Origin of the sequence: Phaeobacter sp. JH20_26 (assembly GCF_048056275.1) — a bacterium.
In the GTDB taxonomy this organism is placed as follows: Bacteria; Pseudomonadota; Alphaproteobacteria; order Rhodobacterales; family Rhodobacteraceae; genus Phaeobacter; species Phaeobacter bryozoorum.
The window spans coordinates 79,223-97,539 of record NZ_JAYMWL010000001.1 but is presented as its reverse complement, the minus strand read 5'-3'; the positions used below and the strand labels follow the sequence as shown (position 1 = coordinate 97,539).

Annotated in this window: 15 protein-coding genes; 11 read left to right on the top strand and 4 right to left on the bottom strand. The window is 57.9% G+C overall.

Annotated features, from left to right (window positions below):
• Positions 1-3 precede the first annotated feature (3 nt).
• A complete protein-coding gene (locus VWY60_RS00475) occupies positions 4-780 on the bottom strand; it encodes a DNA-binding transcriptional regulator (RefSeq protein ID WP_416539599.1) in 777 nt (258 codons plus the stop codon).
• 245 nt (positions 781-1,025) lie between these two features.
• Here VWY60_RS00475 and VWY60_RS00470 point away from each other — a divergent pair, with 245 nt between their 5' ends.
• The 5 genes from VWY60_RS00470 to VWY60_RS00450 are packed head-to-tail and all read left to right on the top strand — an operon-like array spanning position 1,026 to position 7,301.
• A complete protein-coding gene (locus VWY60_RS00470) occupies positions 1,026-2,165 on the top strand; it encodes a TAXI family TRAP transporter solute-binding subunit (protein ID WP_416539598.1) in 1,140 nt (379 codons plus the stop codon).
• 3 nt (positions 2,166-2,168) lie between these two features.
• Entirely contained in the window at positions 2,169-4,142 is a 1,974-nt protein-coding gene (locus tag VWY60_RS00465; protein WP_416539597.1) for a TRAP transporter permease, read from the top strand.
• Positions 4,135-5,337, top strand: a complete 1,203-nt coding sequence (locus tag VWY60_RS00460; RefSeq protein WP_416539596.1) for a pyridoxal-phosphate-dependent aminotransferase family protein — start codon at positions 4,135-4,137, stop codon at positions 5,335-5,337. The genes VWY60_RS00465 and VWY60_RS00460 overlap by 8 nt, the downstream gene beginning before the upstream one ends.
• On the top strand, positions 5,334-6,230 hold the full coding sequence (locus VWY60_RS00455; protein WP_416539595.1) for a 3-keto-5-aminohexanoate cleavage protein: 897 nt from the start codon (positions 5,334-5,336) through the stop codon (positions 6,228-6,230). Before VWY60_RS00460 ends, VWY60_RS00455 begins: the two co-directional genes overlap by 4 nt.
• Positions 6,231-6,281: 51 nt before the next feature.
• Positions 6,282-7,301 carry a dihydroorotate dehydrogenase gene (locus VWY60_RS00450; protein ID WP_416539594.1) on the top strand — a complete coding sequence of 340 codons (1,020 nt, stop codon included), beginning with the start codon at positions 6,282-6,284 and terminating at the stop codon, positions 7,299-7,301.
• An 80-nt stretch (positions 7,302-7,381) separates the two neighbouring features.
• On the opposite strand, the gene VWY60_RS00445 is transcribed toward VWY60_RS00450, so the two are convergent.
• From VWY60_RS00445 to VWY60_RS00435, 3 genes are all read right to left on the bottom strand, one after another.
• Complete coding sequence (locus tag VWY60_RS00445) at positions 7,382-8,875, bottom strand: PLP-dependent aminotransferase family protein (RefSeq protein ID WP_416539593.1); 1,494 nt, start codon at positions 8,873-8,875, stop codon at positions 7,382-7,384.
• Positions 8,876-8,958: 83 nt separating this feature from the next.
• Positions 8,959-9,765: a methylthioacryloyl-CoA hydratase gene (dmdD, locus tag VWY60_RS00440; RefSeq protein WP_416539592.1), complete on the bottom strand. Its 807-nt coding sequence runs from the start codon at positions 9,763-9,765 to the stop codon at positions 8,959-8,961.
• 55 nt (positions 9,766-9,820) lie between these two features.
• A complete protein-coding gene (locus VWY60_RS00435; RefSeq protein WP_416539591.1) occupies positions 9,821-11,593 on the bottom strand; it encodes an acyl-CoA dehydrogenase in 1,773 nt (590 codons plus the stop codon).
• A 121-nt stretch (positions 11,594-11,714) separates the two neighbouring features.
• On the opposite strand from VWY60_RS00435, the gene VWY60_RS00430 reads away from it, so the two are divergent.
• The 6 genes from VWY60_RS00430 (at position 11,715) to VWY60_RS00405 (ending at position 18,301) form a co-directional block, all read left to right on the top strand.
• On the top strand, positions 11,715-12,752 hold the full coding sequence (locus VWY60_RS00430; protein WP_416535463.1) for an AraC family transcriptional regulator ligand-binding domain-containing protein: 1,038 nt from the start codon (positions 11,715-11,717) through the stop codon (positions 12,750-12,752).
• A gap of 154 nt (positions 12,753-12,906) precedes the next feature.
• Positions 12,907-15,177: a glycosyltransferase family 2 protein gene (locus VWY60_RS00425; protein ID WP_416539590.1), complete on the top strand. Its 2,271-nt coding sequence runs from the start codon at positions 12,907-12,909 to the stop codon at positions 15,175-15,177.
• A 110-nt stretch (positions 15,178-15,287) separates the two neighbouring features.
• The gene (locus tag VWY60_RS00420) at positions 15,288-15,674 is read left to right on the top strand and encodes a Fur family transcriptional regulator (RefSeq protein WP_340547659.1); all 387 of its coding nucleotides are present in this window, start codon (positions 15,288-15,290) and stop codon (positions 15,672-15,674) included.
• A gap of 24 nt (positions 15,675-15,698) precedes the next feature.
• Positions 15,699-16,352, top strand: a complete 654-nt coding sequence (gene zrgA / locus VWY60_RS00415; RefSeq protein ID WP_416539589.1) for a zinc uptake protein ZrgA — start codon at positions 15,699-15,701, stop codon at positions 16,350-16,352.
• Positions 16,353-16,358: 6 nt separating this feature from the next.
• Positions 16,359-17,054 (top strand): ABC transporter ATP-binding protein, encoded by a 696-nt coding sequence (locus VWY60_RS00410; protein ID WP_416539588.1) that lies wholly within the window; start codon positions 16,359-16,361, stop codon positions 17,052-17,054.
• Complete coding sequence (locus tag VWY60_RS00405; protein WP_340547656.1) at positions 17,051-18,301, top strand: ABC transporter permease; 1,251 nt, start codon at positions 17,051-17,053, stop codon at positions 18,299-18,301. Before VWY60_RS00410 ends, VWY60_RS00405 begins: the two co-directional genes overlap by 4 nt.
• The last annotated feature ends 16 nt before the right edge of the window (positions 18,302-18,317 follow it).

Sequence of the window (18,317 nt, the reverse complement as noted above, 5' to 3'; positions counted from 1 at the left end):
CTCTCAGGTCAGATCGCGGACATTGCTGGCGATCTGTTTGGCCGCATCCTGTAGCGGGCGCAGAAAGTCGCGAACGGCATCCGCGCGCCGGACGGCCGAGCGGAAATAGGTAATACCCAAAGTCCCCAGTACGCGGCCTTCGCCAAGGATCGGAACCGCGATCGTGTTGGAGCTTTCGTTGCCGGCGGCGCGCAGCCGCTCCGCAAATCCCTGCTGCTTGATGAGGGCCAGTCGCCCTTGCAGCCCGGTTTCTGTGTCGCCTGATTGCGGCGTCTCACTCTTGCCGCGTTCGAATATCGATTTCAACAAAATGCGCTGCTCGTCCTCCGGACAGAAAGCCAGATAGGCAAGTCCCAGCCCATGAAGATCCAATGACAGGCGCATATTCACCGTTGCGTGAAACGGTGAAATCGGGCTGTCGGGAATGGTTGAGAACCGAACCACGACGTCGCCCTGATCTGGAATGGCGATTGAGACCGGCCAAGTAACCTGCTTTGTCAGGGCAATGGCATAGGCACGCCCGGCTTCGACAACCAGCGGGTCATTGTGAAACCCGGCACTAAGCGACATGACCTTTGAGGTCAGAACATAGCCCGACTGGCGTTCATCTCTGCTCACATAACCCATGTGTTCCAGCGTCTGGAGCAACCGCACGATTGTCGGCTTTGCGAGTTTGGTGCGGAGATGCAGTTGAGCAACCGTGGAGCTTTTGACGCGGTTCATTTCCTCAAGCACCGCCATCGCCCGCTCGACGGATCTGACCGGAGTATACCGTACCAATAACCTGCTCCCTTATGCGATGTCCGGAACGCTTACCATATTGTTCCACACAGTGGAACATCCCTGCGCAATCGTTGAGAGGTCGCAGGCAAGACCTGACAGTAAATCACAGGTTAACTCAGACGCTCGTCCTGGTTTTCGACCAAGGGTTTTCAATGGGGCAAAGGCCAGGGCGACTGAGCTCTAACCAGAACAAAGGGCGGAAACCGGACCGCGTAACCGACTAGGAAGTGTGAGAAATAGAAATGACCAAAACGCTTAGAATTATGGGTCCGCTTTTGGCGATGTGCCTGGGCGGTGCCGCCGCGGCGGAAGAGACCAAGCTGCCCGATACGTTGTCGTGGACAGCCTATAATGTCGGAAGCTCGGGCTATAGCCAGTCGGTTGCTATCGGCAAGGCGCTCCAGGACGAATACGGCGTTACGCTGCGCGTTGTTCCGGCTAAAAATGACGTCTCTCGCGTTGTGCCAGTGGTGAGCGGTCAGATCGATTTTGCCGCTGCCGGATCTGGCGTGTTCTATGCAGCTGAGGGCGTCCTCGGGTGGGCGAAACCGGAACTGGGACCACAACCCCTGCAAATGGTGATGAGCGCATCCGGCAACAACTGTCTCGCGCTTGGAACTGCGGCAGACGCGAATATCGTGACTGCCGCAGATCTCAAGGGCAAGCGGTTGCCTTGGGTTGTCGGTTCACCCGCGCTACAGACCAATGTGACGGCCTTTCTCGCATATGGCGGATTGACTTGGGACGATGTCACCAAAGTCGAGGTAAGCGGGTTTGACGCGGCATGGAAAGCAATCCTGAATGATCAGGCCGATGCGATGACTTCATTTACCACAGGCGGCGGCACCGAAGTTGACGCGTCTCCGCGGGGTTTGCGCTGGCTTGAAACTCGACATGATGAAACCGAAAATTGGGCGAGAATGCAGGCCGTGGCCCCTCATATGGCCAAACGGATCGCAACGGCCGGTACCAACATCTCGGATGCTAACCCGTTGCAATGCAGCGGCTTTCCCTATCCAATTCTCGTGACCGCGCCGGATCGCGATGCTGGGCTTGTGATGAACATGGCAAAGGGCATCGACGAGCAGTTCGAGAGATTTGTCGCCGCCGAGCCCTCCGCCAGCGGCTGGGCCAAGGATCGGCAGAATTTCCAATGGGTCTTGCCGTATCATGAAGGAGCGGTTGCGTATTGGAAGTCGGTTGGCCTGTGGTCTGACGAAAATGAAGCGCACAACCGGTATCTTCTGAGCCGGCAGGCTGTGATCGCAAATGCGTGGCAAGACCTGGAAGACAAAAGCGCCGATGACTTCCAGAAGCGCTGGATGGCCGCGCGTGCAGATGCGCTGCGAGCGGCAAATATGCCGACAGTTTGGGATAACTGATCCATGAGCACGAAGATGGACGACCTAGAAGCGTCGGTCAGCCGTTTCCGACCTGTCGGCAATGCCTGGCTCTGGTTGCTGCGGGCAAGCACCTGCGCCGTAGTGTTTCTTTCGATCAATCAGGCCTTCAATCTGCATTTCTTTGTGGGCCATACACTTCTTGCAAATCAGTATATGTATCTGCTTTTGCTTTTGATCATCCCGTCCGTCTTCATCATCTTGCCCATTGGCAAGGCTGCGACCGACACCAGGGTGCCGTTCTACGATATCGTCCTGGCGGTCCTGACCGGATCTGTGCTGTGCTGGTTTATCGCAAACTCGCTCAACATGATGCAAAATGGCTGGGAACTCGCGGCACCCGCGCGCGCCACCTATGTTTCGATGGCACTCTGGGTCCTGATCTTTGAGGCCTCGCGCCGCGCCGGCGGCACGGCACTCGCCGTTATTGTGGGCGTCGTGTCCCTCTATCCACTGTTTGCCGATGCCATGCCCGGCCCCATTCGCGGGTTTTCCTACCCGCTGGAGACTGCGGCGGGTTACCATGCCATGAGCAACGAGAGCATTGTGGGCATCCCGATGCGGGCGTTCGCCAATCTGGTCATCGGGTTTCTGATCTTTGGTGCAGCGCTACAGCATACCGGGGCCGGCACATTCTTCATTAATCTTGCCTTTGCTCTGCTGGGACATATTCGTGGCGGGCCAGCGAAGGTTGCGATTGTAGCAAGCGGCCTGATGGGCTCGATGAGCGGTTCGGTTGTGACCAATGTCATGACCACCGGTGTGATGACCATCCCTGCGATGCGCCGTATCAAGCTAAAGGCACCCTTTGCCGCCGGGGTCGAGGCCTGCGCTTCAACGGGTGGTGTGCTGATGCCGCCAGTTATGGGCGCCACAGCCTTCATCATGGCCAATTTTCTCGAGGTCTCTTACGCCAGTGTTGCAATGGCCGCGATTATCCCGTCGTTCTTATATTTCTTCGGGCTTTTCATCCAGATCGACGCGCGCGCGGCGCGCGAAGGTATCAAGGGGCTTGAGGCCGCGGAATTGCCATCGGTGCGACAGACGCTGAAAGAAGGGTGGTTCTATATCTTTGCCTTCGCTCTCCTTGTTTATCTGCTGCTTTTCCTTCGCCGCGAAATGCTGGCGCCGTTCTATGCAACTCCAGTGCTGCTGATCATCAATCAGCTGTTCTCAAAGAACACGCGCTGGGGACGTGACGAGCTGCTTGCCTTTGTTGACACGCTGACGAAGCTTTTTGCCGAACTCGTTAGCGTATTGGCGGGGATTGGTTTGATTGTGGGTGCCCTCTCGATGACCGGGCTTGCCGGAACGTTGGTGAATGACCTGCTGTCGATCGCTGGCGGCTCGCCTATGGTGCTGTTGATCATCGGGGCGATGACCAGCTTTGTGCTTGGTATCGGTATGACGGTGACGGCGGCCTACATCTTTCTTGCGATTATTCTTGCTCCCGCACTGGTTGCGACCGGGATGAATGCAATGGCCGTCCATATGTTCATTTTTTACTGGGGTATGCTGTCGTTCATCACGCCGCCTGTTGCGCTGGGGGCGTTTGCCGCCGCCTCGGTCGCAAAGGCACCGCCAATGGCCACGGGAGTTGAGGCGATGAGACTTGGCAGCGTCATCTACTTCATCCCCTTCTTCTTCGTGCTGGATCCGGCGTTAATTCTGGTCGGCAGCCCGGGTGAAATCGTGATCGCACTTAGCATCGCGGTATTAGGTGTGATGTGCTTTGCCAGCGGTATGCAGGGCTATCTGGCGGGTGTTGGTCGTCTGAAGCTACACGATCGGCTGCTGCTCATTGCGGGTGCGATCATCATGCCGCTCCCCGGGCACACGGTCATCCCGCTTGAAAAGCATGAAATCCTGGGTTTGGCGGGGCTTGTGATCATCCCGGTGGTGGCCTCTGCCTTTCTGCGGGAGCGGCGGCTTGGCAAGATCGAGCTAAGCCATGATTGATGCTTTCCCAATACTGGCCGCCGGACCGGAAACCATTCTGATCCCTGGGCCGTCGATCCTTCCCGATGCCGTGCGCACGGCGATCCAGCGCCCCTCCATCGACATCTATTCCGGGCCGCTTCTCGACGTGACGGCCCGGTGCGAGGCAGGCTTGCAGAAAGCATTCGGCACATCGCAGCGGGTCTTTCTCTATGCGGCCAACGGTCATGGCGTCTGGGATGCGGCGCTTTGCAATACGTTGTCGCGCGGAGATCGAATTCTGGTCTTGGAATCCGGCCGGTTCGCGCTTGGCTGGGGAGACATGGCAGAGGCGATGGGATTACAGATCGAGATCCTGCCGGGCGACTGGCACCGACCCATCGACACCGACGCGCTGATACGGCGATTGACAGAAGACAGCGCCAACGAGATTGCCGCCATCCTTTGTGTTCAGGTTGATACCGCCTCAGGCGTCTGCAACAAGATCGGTGCCATCCGGCAGGCCATAGACGTCACTGGTCATTCTGCTCTGCTGATGGTGGATGCCATCGCGTCGCTGGGCACCATGCCATTTGCTTTCGACGAATGGCACGTGGATGTTGCGGTATCAGCGTCACAGAAAGGTCTGATGTGTCCAGCGGGACTGGGTTTCGTGGTGGCAGGACCGCGTGCATTGGCGGCCCATGCCTCAGCGGGTCTGCGGTCCCGCTACTGGGATTGGACCGCGCGAATGACGGGTGATCACTACTCTAAATACTGTGGCACGCCGCCCGAACAGCTCTTGTTCGGGCTCGCGGCAGCACTAGACATAATGGAGCGGGAGGGGCTCGGCGCGGTCTTTGCACGTCACGCAGCGCTTAGAGATGCGACACTGGCCGCAATTGGCCAATGGTCGGCGGCGGGCGCGATGGCGAATATTATAGACCCGTCTGCTCGCGCGCCATCGGTATCGGTGCTGAACTTTGCCGATACACACGCGCATAGGATCATCGCTTTCTGCAAGCAACATTGCGGTGTTACGCTGGGCCGGGGACTGGGCGACTGGGCCAACAAGTCGATACGGATCGGGCATATGGGGCACATCAATGCACCGACCATTCTGGGGGCGATATCAAGCATTGATTTGGCTCTGAAGGTGCTCGGCATACAGGCCGATGCAGGCGGAGCAGGGGCGGCGATAGAGGCCTTGGCCAATCTGGAAGAATCCCGCGCATGACCGACCAAGCACCCTGCATAATCTGTGTGGCAATTACCGGGTCACTGCCCCGCAAGTCGGACAATCCGGCGGTTCCAATTTCCGTTGATGAACAGATCGAAAGCACCCAGGCCGCGTTTGAGGCCGGTGCCGCGATTGCGCATTGTCATGTTCGGAACCAGGACGAAACACCCAGTTCGGATCCTGAGAAATTCGCGCGCCTGATGGAAGGAATCCGCAAGCACTGTGGTGGCATGATCGTCCAGCTGTCCACAGGTGGCCGGTCCGGGTCTGGCCGGACGCGGGGAGGTATGCTGTCACTGCGGCCCGATATGGCGTCGCTTTCGGTCGGATCAAACAACTTCCCAACACGGGTCTACGAAAACCCACCCGAGCTGGTGGATTGGCTGGCAAGCGAGATGGCGGCCTACGGTGTGATGCCGGAGATTGAAGCCTTTGATCTTAGCCATATCGTAAATGCGTGCACGATGGCGCAAGAGGGTAAGTTGCATGACCCGCCTTATGTGCAGTTTGTCATGGGGGTGCGCAATGCGATGCCCGCAGACAGAGCCATATTTGATATCTACCGGGCAACGCTGCAACGGCTGTCGCCGACATCGCCGTGGTGCGCTGCCGGCATTGGCGCTGCCCAGTTGGTTGTCAATGAATGGGCAATCTCGACAGGTGGACACACGCGAACGGGTCTTGAGGATAATGTCAGGCTCGACCGCAATACGCTGGCGCCGTCGAACGCTGCACTCGTGCAGCGTGTGACAGCGCTCTGCGAAAAATACGAGCGTCCTGTAGCGACCACAGATGAGGCACGCCGCATTCTGGGATTGCGGGCGTCGACGCCAGGGCCGCAGGTCAAGGAGACTGTGTGCTCAGGGGAACGGCTGGAAGTCGGCGGGTGACGCATGGCCAAGCTTGAGACCCGCATTGGAGATCTTTGCCTGAAGAACCCGGTGATCGCGGCGCCGGGAGAACATCTGATTGATATCGAGGGGGTCCGTGCTGCGATTGAAGCCGGCGCGGGTGCGGTGGTCGGCAAATCTATCAACGAGTCGCAAGCCGCCAGGCACCAGTTGCAGCAGGCTGAATACACTTTGCTGGATCGAGACTGGAACAAGGTGGATTGGTCCGAGGATGCTCCTCGCGGACTGACGGTGTTTACCCGATCTGGGCTACCGTCACTGACGTTTGACGCTTGGCTCTTGCAAGCTGTGAGTATGGACCGTCTGGCAGGTCAACACGACTGTCTGTTCGTACCGTCACTGGTCCTGGCTCAGCCAGCCGCAGCCCTGGACATGGCGCGCGCGATCCAGGCCGCCGGCCTGAAGCTTCTGGAACTGAACATCGGTACGCCCTACGCCAGCCAGGCGGCGCGCTGTGCTGTCAGCACGGAGCTGGTCCCCGAACGGGTGGCAAGGCTCACCGGAATGATGGTTGAAGCATTAGATATTCCGGTCTGGATCAAGATCTCAGGTCAAAGCGAACGCGTAGGCGACCTCGCTGAAGCAGCCTTTTCCGCAGGCGCCCAAAGCGTGGTTATGGCAGGCCGGTCGCTTGGGTTGGTGCCTGATCTTGAAACACAAAAACCTGTGCTGGAGACAAGCTGCGGTATCGGGGGGTATTGGAACCTGCCGATCACTTGCCATTGGTTGGCAACAAACCGACGACGTCTTGGTCCGGGCTGCCCATTGATTGGCACCAACGGCGCGACAAATGGTCGGGACGTTGCCCGGATGATGCTGGCTGGTAGCAGTGCCGTAGGGATATCCTCCGAGGTGATGCTGCGCGGCTGGAGGGTGATCACGGACGCGGTGGATGAACTGGAAGCCTATTGCGACAAAATGGGCATGTCTGCCGCCGATCTCATCGGTCGCGCCGCCGACGCACGGCGGACCTATACAGAACTGCCCACCGTCGGGGATCATTGGCGCGATTTTATCCCATCAACAGCAGATGCAGCGCCCGAGGGCTGAGGAATTGCGCCCACAAGATGATTGATAATGGTAGTTATGTTAAAAATAGGATTTATTGAGTTGACAAGACAGGCTTGGTTTCATGCACGTAAGGCCGCCGCTAGATCCTGAACGCCTTGGTCAAGTGTGTCTTCTGAGAACCCTGCAAAGCCCATGACCAGCCCTTGCATGTTGGGCGTTTGTGCAAAAAATGACGACAGCGGTCTAACGGAAACCCCGGCCAAATCGGCGCGCTGTGCAGCCTCGACATCGCTCATGCGGCTCTCGAGCGAAGATGTGAGCCTTGCCACCAAGTGCATTCCGGCAGGTACCGGATCCACGGTCAGTAGATCGCCTGCATGGACGCAGATCGCCCGCAGCAGCGCCGCATGTCGTTTTGCGTAGACGCGCCGCATCCGCCGGATATGGGTGGCAAAATCGCCGCTCTGCATGAAACGGGCCAGCACGGGTTGCAGCATGAGTGAAGCCTGCGGGTCGGTCTGTTCCAGCACGGCTCTGACCTGCGACAAAAGTGGTTTTGGAAAAACCACAAACCCTAGCCTTAGTGCAGAAAAGACCACCTTGGAGAAGCTGCCGACGTAGATCACCCGATCCTGATTGTTGAGGCTCATCATCGCCGGGAGCGGTCGACCCTGAAATCGATACTCACTGTCAAAGTCGTCCTCGATCACATAGGCCTGTCTCGCGACGGCCCATTCGATCAGTTCCAGTCGGCGGGAAAGCGGCAATGTCACGCCCAGCGGGTACTGACGCGACGGTGTCACAATCGCCGCTTTTGCCCTCGGTGTGGCTGGCAGTGCGCTCTTGATGTCGAAGCCCGACTGATCAACCGGCGACGGCACTGGGATTAGCCGGTTGTGATGCAAAGCGCGATTGAGGATCATATACCCGGGATCTTCGGTCAGGACCTCATCGCCTTCGCTTAACACGGCAGCCGCGATCAGGCCAATCGCTTCGACGACACCGGAGGTGATGAAGATCTGCTCTGGCGTGCAGGGCAAGCCACGCCATTCTCGCAAATGATCGGCAATCGCGCTGCGCAGCGGCGGCCAACCAAAAGGATCGACGCGCGCCAGCAACGCGGCTTCGGGCATACGCCAGGTTTTGTCGTGGTGGCGGCTCCATTGGCGGTATGGAAACAGTGCGATCTCAGATGCGGAGATATCAAAGGTTCGTAACTGTGCGGGCATGTCGGGAGTAGCGTCCGGCATGGCTGCGTCTGTATCCTGCGGGCCTGGTGCTCCTGCCGATCCCGGCAGCTGTTCGGGCAATTCTGCTTCGACGTAGACACCGGATCTGGCGCGCCCTTCCAGATAGCCCTCGCTGATCAACTGATCGATCACGGCGGAGACCGTCACCCGTGACACCGAGAGTTCATCAGCCAATGTCCGGCTTGAAGGGAGCTTTGACCCTGGCGAAAGCACATGCTCGAGAATCAGGCGTCTCAATTGAGACAGCAGCTGTGCCTGCAACGTTTCTGGTCCGTCGCGATCCAGCGAAAGGGAGAGCAGTGCCGCTCCTGTTCTGGCCTTAGTCATAGCGCAACTATTGATAAGTTCGATCAGACCAGTCAAGGCGAGAACTGCCTTTGTGGCCGCTGCCCCCCGAATGGTAGGTCCCCCCCACCCTGATCCGGATGGGCGAGAGGAATGCTGCGTTATTCATTCGGACGAACGCGTGCAGCCGTTTTGTTCGCAAAGGCTTCAAGCCGTGCCCGTGCCGCGGGCTGCGTGTTCACAACACCGGCGACCACCGCTTCGGCATAGGCGGCATCCATACCGGACATATTGTTGAGATGGCTGATTGCGGAACAGATCGCGTAGTTGGTCAACGGCAGGTTTTCCGCCGCGCGATCGGCAAGTTCCAATGCCTTGTCAAAGCTGGATCCATCAGTGATGTATTGCGCCAGCCCAAGGTCAACGGCCTCCTGCCCCTGATAAACACGTCCCATCAGGATCATGTCGATCATCCGTGATTTGCCAATCAAATCAGAGACACGGATGGTCGCGCCGCCACCGGTGAAAATGCCACGCTGGCCCTCTGGCAGCGCGAAATATGTGGTTTGGTCTATCACCCGGATATGGGCTGCGCTGGCCAGCTCAAGACCGCCACCAACAACCGCGCCCTGCAGGGCTGCGATGACGGGAACCCCGCCATATTCCATCTTGTTGAATGCTTCGTGCCAGCGCAGGCAGACATGCATGAATTCGTCCGGGCTGCGATCCTCTTTCCAATGTTCGACGAGGTCCAGACCTGCACAGAAATGGTCCCCCGCCCCGGCCAGCACCACTGCCTTTACACCGTTGCGATGTGCACCGCTGAAGAACTGAACCAGCTCTTCAATGGTTGCGGTGTCCAGCGCGTTTCGTTTCGAGGGGCGGTTGAGTTTTACGACACAGACACCGTTGTCGCGCACGTCGATGGCGAGGTTCTGATAGGAGCTGAAGCTGTCTTTTGCCAACATGGCGGGATCCTTTTCGGATTAAATGGGTGCCCTTGGGCGGGTATGCTGCGGAAGGTCAGAGTCGGCTTGTCTCGTCGAGGATACTCGATGCACCGTTGATGATCCGGGCCCGGTCGCTTTCGCATTCGACCAGGACATGCCGGGCGAAGATCTGGGCGGTGGTGATTTTTTGTGCCATGAATTCAGGATCGCTGCCCTGTTCCAACTCAATCTCGGCAGCACGCGCCGCGCGTGCCAATTGCCATCCGGCCGCAAGCGTCCCGGTTAAATTGAGGAAAGGGACGCTGCCGGCAAAGGCGGACCTGAGATCATCGCTGCCAATGTCCAGCAACCAGTCCAGGCTGGCATCAAACGCTGCCCGCGCATCGCCAAGACATTTCGCGATGTCCTGCGCCTTCGGGCTCCCAGTTTTCAGGGCGCTTTCGGTCTCTGCAATCATGGCCGAGAACCGGCGCGCTGTCTGTCCGCCATCTCGCAGCACCTTGCGTCCCAATAGGTCATTCGCCTGAATTGCCGTGGTTCCTTCGTAAATCGGCAAGATCCTGGCATCCCGGTAGAATTGCGCGACGCCGGTCTCTTCGATGAAGCCCATTCCGCCATGGACCTGCACGCCGAGGGAGGCCACTTCGACCGCTCGCTCGGTGCAGAAGGCTTTGACCAGAGGGACGAAGAATTCGGCGATCGGCGTTGCCTCTGCGCGCGTGCTGTCGGTCCCGTTCCGAGACAGGTCCAACCAGCCAGCCGCTGCCATGCTGAGCGACCGGCCACCTTCGACCAGAGCCCGCATCCGCAGCACCAGCCGGCGCACATCGGGATGGCCGATGATGGTCGGAACCTGTTCAGGGTCCAGCCCGATGCCTTGTCCCTGAACCCGCTCCTGGGCGTAGGCAAGCGCGTGCTGATAGGCGCGGTCGGACAAGGCGACCCCCTGAACGCCGACGGCAAAGCGCGCGGCATTCATCATGGTGAACATATACTCCAACCCGCGGTTTTCTGCCCCGATCAGATATCCGGTGGCACCTGCATATTCCAGAACCGCTGTCGGACTTGCCCGCACCCCCAGCTTGTGTTCGATGCTCACACAGTTGACACGGTTGCGGTCGCCGGGGTGGCCATTCTCATCAACGAGGTATTTCGGCACCAGAAACAGGCTCAGCCCCCTGTGCCCCTCCGGGGCGTCGGGAGTGCGCGCGAGAACCAGATGAATAATGTTCTCGGAGAGATCATGTTCGCCATAGGTGATGAAAATCTTGGTGCCACTGATGCTGTAGCTGCCGTCCTCGCGCGGCTCAGCTTTGCAACGCACGCGACCAAGATCACTGCCGGCCTGAGGCTCGGTCAGGTTCATTGTCCCGCTCCACTTGCCGGACACCAGCGGCCGGAGATAAATTTCCTTCTGTTCATCCGTGCCAGAGAGCTCCAGCGCGTCGATGGCACCATCGGTCAGAAGTGGGCACAGGCCAAAGCTCATGTCCGACGCATTCAGGATCTCCGTCGCGGCAGCTCCGACGGCCCGCGGCAAGCCCATTCCGCCATGGCCCGCAGGGTGCGCCAGGCTTTGCCACCCCATATCGACAAACTGCGCGTAGGCTTTTTCATAGGCTTTGGGGAGAACGACTTTGTTCCCCTCAAGTCGCGCGCCCGCCGTGTCGGCATCATGTGACAGCGGCGCGATGAGATCCCCGCAGAACCTGCCAAATTCTTCCAATGCAGCCTGAGCGTCAGCGCGTTCAATTTCGCTGTATTTGTCCAAGGACACGATCTGCGGCCATTGGGAAAGATGTTCGAGATTGAACATCAGGTCACGGATTGGAGCTTGATAAGTCATTGGCGCCTCGCTGCTGTGCTACCTGCTGTCGCGTATCTACGGTACGCCCAGTTTGCTGCCCATTCCAGAATTTGACAAACGACTTTCCGAAAGTGACAAAACAACCTAATCTGACGCAGTGATGACACACTCCGATCCAGACACGCTGGCGACCGTATCTCTGCCATTCATTGAAGACTGGCTTCTGGCTTTGCAGACCTGCTGCAACGGAGATCAGATGAGCGCTATTCTGCAACGCTGCGGTCTTGCCCCGCTGGTCAAGCCGGAGACTGTCAAACACATGGGCGCGCAGCGGGTAACCCTTGACCAGATCGTGCAGCTCTATCAGGTTGCCGCCGTTGAAACTGGTGATGAAATGACCGGTTTGTGGGACCGCACTGTCCGGCCTCGCGCGCTGCAACATCTGTTGACCACGGTGCGTGCAGCTGGAACCCTCCCGGCGGCCCTCTATCGGTTCTCCACATTCTGGAATTTGATACTTGATGACTATCAAGTTGATTTAAAATCTGAAAATACAGATCTCATTCTCAAGATCGTCCCCCGCGGATCGCCTGAGATCCAACGGTTTGGGCATATGCTTATGCTTAAGCTGGCGCATGGTCTGCTCTCTTGGCTGGCGGGCTACGAGGTGCCGGTGAAGGCCGTGCAATTTGCCTTCGATCGCCCCGAATTCGCGCAGGATTATGGTGTCGTCTTTCCAGCCGCCGTAACATTTTCTCAGGGCTGCTCGGCCATCTCATTCGACGCCCAGCAGCTGGGCGCACCTCAGCCCCGCACTGCTGCGGAGTTGGCGGAATTCCTGGACCGCGCTCCGCGTGACTGGATCTTCACCGGCTTTCGGGAGCACCGGCTTTCGCTTCAGATCCGAGAATTCCTCTACCAATCCAACTGGGAAAACTGCCGACTGAGCGATGCTGCGGCAATGCTAAATGTGACACCTCGAACATTGATGCGGCGATTAGATGCTGAGGGAGCGTCCTTCCAGTCCATCAAGGATGCACTGCGCCGCGATATCGCGATCCGTGATTTGCGAGCCGGGCAGAAGTCGATTGAAGAGATATCGCAGGATCTTGGATTTTCCTCTGCGGCAAACTTTCATCGTGCTTTCCGGCGCTGGACAGGCGGCACAACCAGCTCCTATCGAGCCCTTGATACATAGGCACCGGGCTGCTCGGGTTCAGGATACAGGCGCGACGCATAATCGAGGATCGACCCGAGGGCTGTTAGGCCGTTCATGATTGGTGGCGTTCGGATTTTTCAGGGCAGTACGAATAAATTCGTGCTATCCAAAGACAAATATCAACGGGCCTTCTATGACGCATTCAGACCTCGGGACAGGATCGGACAAAGTTCTGGAGCGCCAGTTGGGTGTGCAGCAGTTTGGTGAAACCATTCTGCTAGACTGCGTAGTGATCCCCGCAGGCAACAGCCATGCCGCCAGGCTGTTCTTCAAATCAGGGACCCATTGCAACGATGTTTTGGCTTCCGACGAAAACACCACGCTGAGACATCGCCCGGATTGCGTTCAGTCCCTCGATCTCGGGTTGAATAGCCCGATGGACCCGGTCGTTATCGCCGTCAACAGTCAAGAATGCCGTGTTGAGGCCCAAGCTGCTGAGACGGACCTTTTTTCCGGGCTGAACGTGATTATAGCGACGCGCAATGGTGAAAGTGCCGAAACGGCCTTTGACTGGCTGACCTACCATGTGTCTCAGCATGGGATGCAGGCAGCCGTCATCCTAGATCAAGCGCCACCTGATGAAAGTCGGCAGTTTATCGCGGCTTTGCAAGGCTTTGCTAAAGAGATTGAGGGGCTCGTGCGCGTGGTCGTGGTTCATTCTGCCTGCCCGCTTGGCAAAAAAGGCCTGCCAGCTGAAGCTCATCCACTGAATGTGCTGGGTGCACCGAAACGCAGGCAGACGGCGCCGCCGGATGACCCCTGGAGGGCGCCGCTCGGTGAGTTCGTGATCTATGAGATCATTCGGGCGCGTTTTTTGGCCAGCGCCCGTGCAGTGGCCAACCTTGATTTATGCGACCTGTTGGCCTGTGACAAAGGGCCAACGATTTTTGATCGCGCGGTTCAGGTCCCTGGTCGCTACACGTGCCTGCATGGGGTGCAGAGCTATCCTTGGCGGGTGCGTCGCGGCAGAAACGCCTCATTTTCCGATCATATCTGTACGCGGTTTGATAGCGACATACGCCACCTGCGTTGGTGCGTCGCCCCGCAAGACTGCCGCGCTGACAGCATTTGGCATCAGTCACAGATCGTAGGGGCGACGCCCGACACGGATCGCATCGCCAAGTTCTCCCGCAGTATGCTCCTGCGCCATCCAACTGAGAAGCTATCGCAAATTGTCCCGAAGGCTGGCCTCGTTGAGGCGCCGGAACTCCTTGATTTTTCGTTGCAGCATTTCGGCGCAGATCCGGTTCGTATGCCCAAGGCAAAGCTTTTGTCCACTGGCGGCAGTGGAACGCGGACGGTTGTGGTCACAACGATGAAGAATGAAGGGCCTTTCGTGCTGGAGTGGCTGGCCTACCACCGTGCTATCGGCGTCGATGAGGTCCTTGTTTATACAAATGACTGCAGCGATGGCACCGACAGTCTTTTGCGGGTTTTACAGGACAAGGGCTACGTCCAGCACAGGGATAACCCATATCGCGGAACCGACCTGAAGCCGCAGCACGCCGCGTTTCAAGCGGCGGAAGAAGAACCTGTCGTTCGCGCCGCGGATTGGCTTGTCTGTATGGATGTGGATGAATTCATTAATATCAGATGCGGAAATGGGCGGCTCAGCGACCTATATGCTGCGATCGGTGACGCGAATATGATCGCTATGACCTGGCGCTTGTTCGGAAACAATGATGTGTCCAGGTTCTCCGGCGCGTTAGTCACACGAGAGTTTACGCGCTGCGCCCATGAAGTCACGCGCAGGCCGCATCAGGCTTGGGGCTTTAAAACGCTGTTTCGAAATAACGGTGTCTTCAGACGTCTCGGCGTTCACCGGCCAAAGGGGCTGCAATCACAGCACTGGCAGGGCATTCGATGGGTCAACGGATCGGGTCGCCCGATGCCACGGGACATATTTCGCAATGGCTGGCGCTCGACCATCGCAACCTATGGATACGACCTGGTCCAGCTCAACCATTACGCGGTGCGCAGTGCAGAGAGTTTTCTGGTCAAACGCGACCGTGGTCGGGTGAATCACGTCGAGCGCGATCAGGGATTGTCCTACTGGTTCAGAATGAACAACAACGCCGAAGACGATCGCTCGATCCAGCGCATGATGCCTGCGCTTGAGGAGGAACTGGCCCGATTGCTGACAGATCCAGACATTGCCGCTGCGCATGAGGACTGCTGCCGAAGGCATCGCGAGAGGATCAGCGAACTCAAGGCGCGCGAGGATATGCTTGCGCTGTTTCAGGACATCACAGGTGAAAAGTTGCGAAAACTCTCGAGGATGCACGCCCATTTCTGCACCAACGTGTTTCTGGGCGGCCCCGAGGTTATACCTGACGAGGTTGCTGATCGCCCCTTAGGGAGCGACTTTTTTTTCAGCGTGAAGCGGGGCGAGACCAACCATTAACGACAGAAGAGATCCGGGATTTGCGTATGGCTGTCCTGGTGTCTGTTGTTTTAAGTCTTGCGGTTTGTTATATTATAAAATAATAACCTGAAGCAACAAAGGGGGCCATCATGCGAAAACGCGCAACGACACGCCAATCAGATGTCCTGACCGTGTTGAAGGCCTGCGACAGGCCGATGACGGCCTATCAAATTCTTGAACAGCTCCAGCTGAGCGAGCCAAGTATAGCGCCGCCGACAGTCTATCGTACGCTGTCGGCTCTGACCGATCAGGGGCGTGCGCATCGCCTTGAGTCAATCAACGCCTTTGTCCCCTGTCGCTGCGACCATGCTGAAAGCGTGCCTGTTCTGGCCATCTGCGAAGACTGCGGATCGGTAGAGGAACACGACGGCAGTGACTTGCTTCCGAAGCTTACAGAACTGACCGATAGAAATGCCTTTAAAGCCCTGCGCCATATCGTCGAAATCCACGGCCTATGTGGCACCTGTGCTGCCTGATCATTTTCCACATTGGACATTGTTATGAAACGAACTCTCTCTCTTCTCGCAATCGTTACTGCCTTGCCGGCGTTGGCCGAGGGCCCCCGTCAACTTGGCGCGCATGAACACGGCGTTGGCACGCTGAACATTGCGATCGACGGGAGCACGGTATTGATGGAGTTCCAGGCGCCCGGTGCTGACCTGGTCGGGTTTGAACATGCCGCAAAGAGTGCCGCGGATCGTTCAGCCGTTGATGCTGCAATCGCCCGGCTCAGTGATCCGTTGGCCCTGTTCATTATGCCGGACGCCGCTCGGTGCAGCGTTGGCGAGGCGAGCGCAAAGCTGGAGACTGCCAGTGGCCACGGTCAAGATGTGCATGAGGATCATGCCGGAGATGCCGGGCATGATAACAACCAACACGGTCATAACGACCACGAAGGCCACGCGAACGACAAGCATGATGACCATGAGCATGAAGGCCATGCTGAGCATCACACCGAAAAAGCAGATCACACCGAGTTTCATGCAAGTTACATGCTAAACTGCGCCGAACCTGCATCCCTGACGAATATCAGCTTCGCTTACTTCGACGCCTTTCCCAACGCGCAGAAGGTTCAGGTGCAACTGGCCGGTGCATCCGGCGCGCACGCATATCAGGTCGAACGTGGCACCCCGATCCTGACGTTGGAGCGTTGAACGTAGGTGACGGATGCAACGCTCGAAATCACTGGACTGGCCTATCGTTGGCGCGGACGAACCGGGTTCTCGCTGAGTGTCCCGCAATTCTCTCTTGCAGCGGGTGAAACAGTCCTGCTTCTGGGCGAAAGCGGGTCGGGAAAATCAACGCTGCTGTCATTGATCTGCGGTACAATCCTGCCGGATCGCGGCGAGATTGCTGTTGCCGACAGAGATATTTCCCGATTGAGCGGAGGCGCGAGAGATACCTTCAGGGCGGAGCATATCGGCGTTATCTTCCAGCAGTTCAACTTGCTCCCATTTGGATCCGTGATCGACAATATCCTGCTGCCCCTCCGCTTTGCCCCCTCACGCCGCAGGCGGGTCAGCCAGCCCGCCGCGGAGGCAGCACGCTTGTGTTCTGCCCTGGGTCTGCCGGAGCATCTTATCAACGCAAAGGCCAGGACGCTCAGCGTCGGTCAGCAACAACGCGTCGCGGTGGCCCGTGCCTTGATTGGCCAGCCCCCCCTGATCATCGCGGATGAGCCGACCTCTGCCCTCGATAGCAACGCCCAGAACGCCTTTCTCGATTTGCTGTTCACACAGGCTGCGTCTACGGGCTCTTCACTATTGATGGTGAGCCATGATCCCCGTCTGGGCAAAAGGTTCGACCGGGTCATCACCCTTGAGGACATCGCCGAAGTTCAGAAAGGGGTATCATGATTTTGCGGCTGGCGATTGCGTCGCTGTTTGCGCGTGCGCTGACGGTGGGCATGACAATCCTCGCTATCGCTTTGTCGGTCGCCCTTTTTCTTGGCGTCGAAAAGGTGCGAACCGGGGCCAAGGCGAGCTTTGCCGACACGATTTCCGGGACCGATCTGATTGTCGGCGCCCGCTCGGGATCTGTGCAGTTGTTGCTCTACTCGGTATTTCGTATCGGGAATGCGACAAACAACGTCAGCTGGCAAAGCTATCAGGACATCGCGGGCCGGTCCGATGTGGACTGGATTGTGCCGATCTCCCTTGGTGACAGCCACCGGCAGTTCCGTGTGATGGGCACCACCCAAGAGTTTTTTGAGCATTATAGATATCGGCAAGGCAGGTCGTTGACGCTGGCAAATGGCGCCGTCATGGATGATCTTTTTGATGCGGTGGTTGGGGCCGACGTCGCGTCCGCATTGGGTTACAAGGTCGGCGATCCGATCATCGTGGCGCATGGCCTTGCGTCTTTCACCGAACACAAAGATCAGCCATTCCGGGTCTCTGGAATTCTGGGAAAGACCGGTACGCCGGTTGACCGCACGGTCATCATAAGCATGGAGGCGATAGAAGCCATCCATGTCGACTGGCAGAGTGGCGCACAGATCCCCGGTCAGGCGACGCCGGTGGATGTCATCCGTCAGATGGACCTGACACCGAAAGCGATAACGGCGGCCCTCGTCGGTGTCAAAAGCCCGCTCCAGACATTTTCTCTGCAACGTTCCATCAACGAATATCGCGAAGAGCCGTTGCTGGCGATCCTGCCGGGTGTGGCTTTGCAAGAGCTATGGGGTATTGTTGGCATAGCCGAAACCGCGCTTGTTGCAGTCTCGGCTATGGTGGTTGTGACCGCGCTGATCGGAATGATGGCCACGATCTTTTCCAGTCTGAATGAACGGCGCCGCGAAATGGCGATCTTTCGCGCGATGGGTGCAGGTCCGCTAACAATACTTAGCCTGCTGGTGTTGGAAGCGATGATGATGGCCACTCTCGGGGCAACACTTGGATTGGGGTTGGTATATGTAGGGTTGATCATCTCCCAACCCCTTCTCGACAGCGCGCTTGGCTTGTGGTTGCCGATTGATGCGCCAACACTGCGCGAGTTTTGGGTCATTCTGAGCGTTATCTGTGCCGGCATGGTTGTCAGCCTCATACCTGCGATGAGAGCCTATAGAATGTCCGTTGCCGATGGTATGATGGTAAGGATGTAGTGGACTAAGCGAGGTG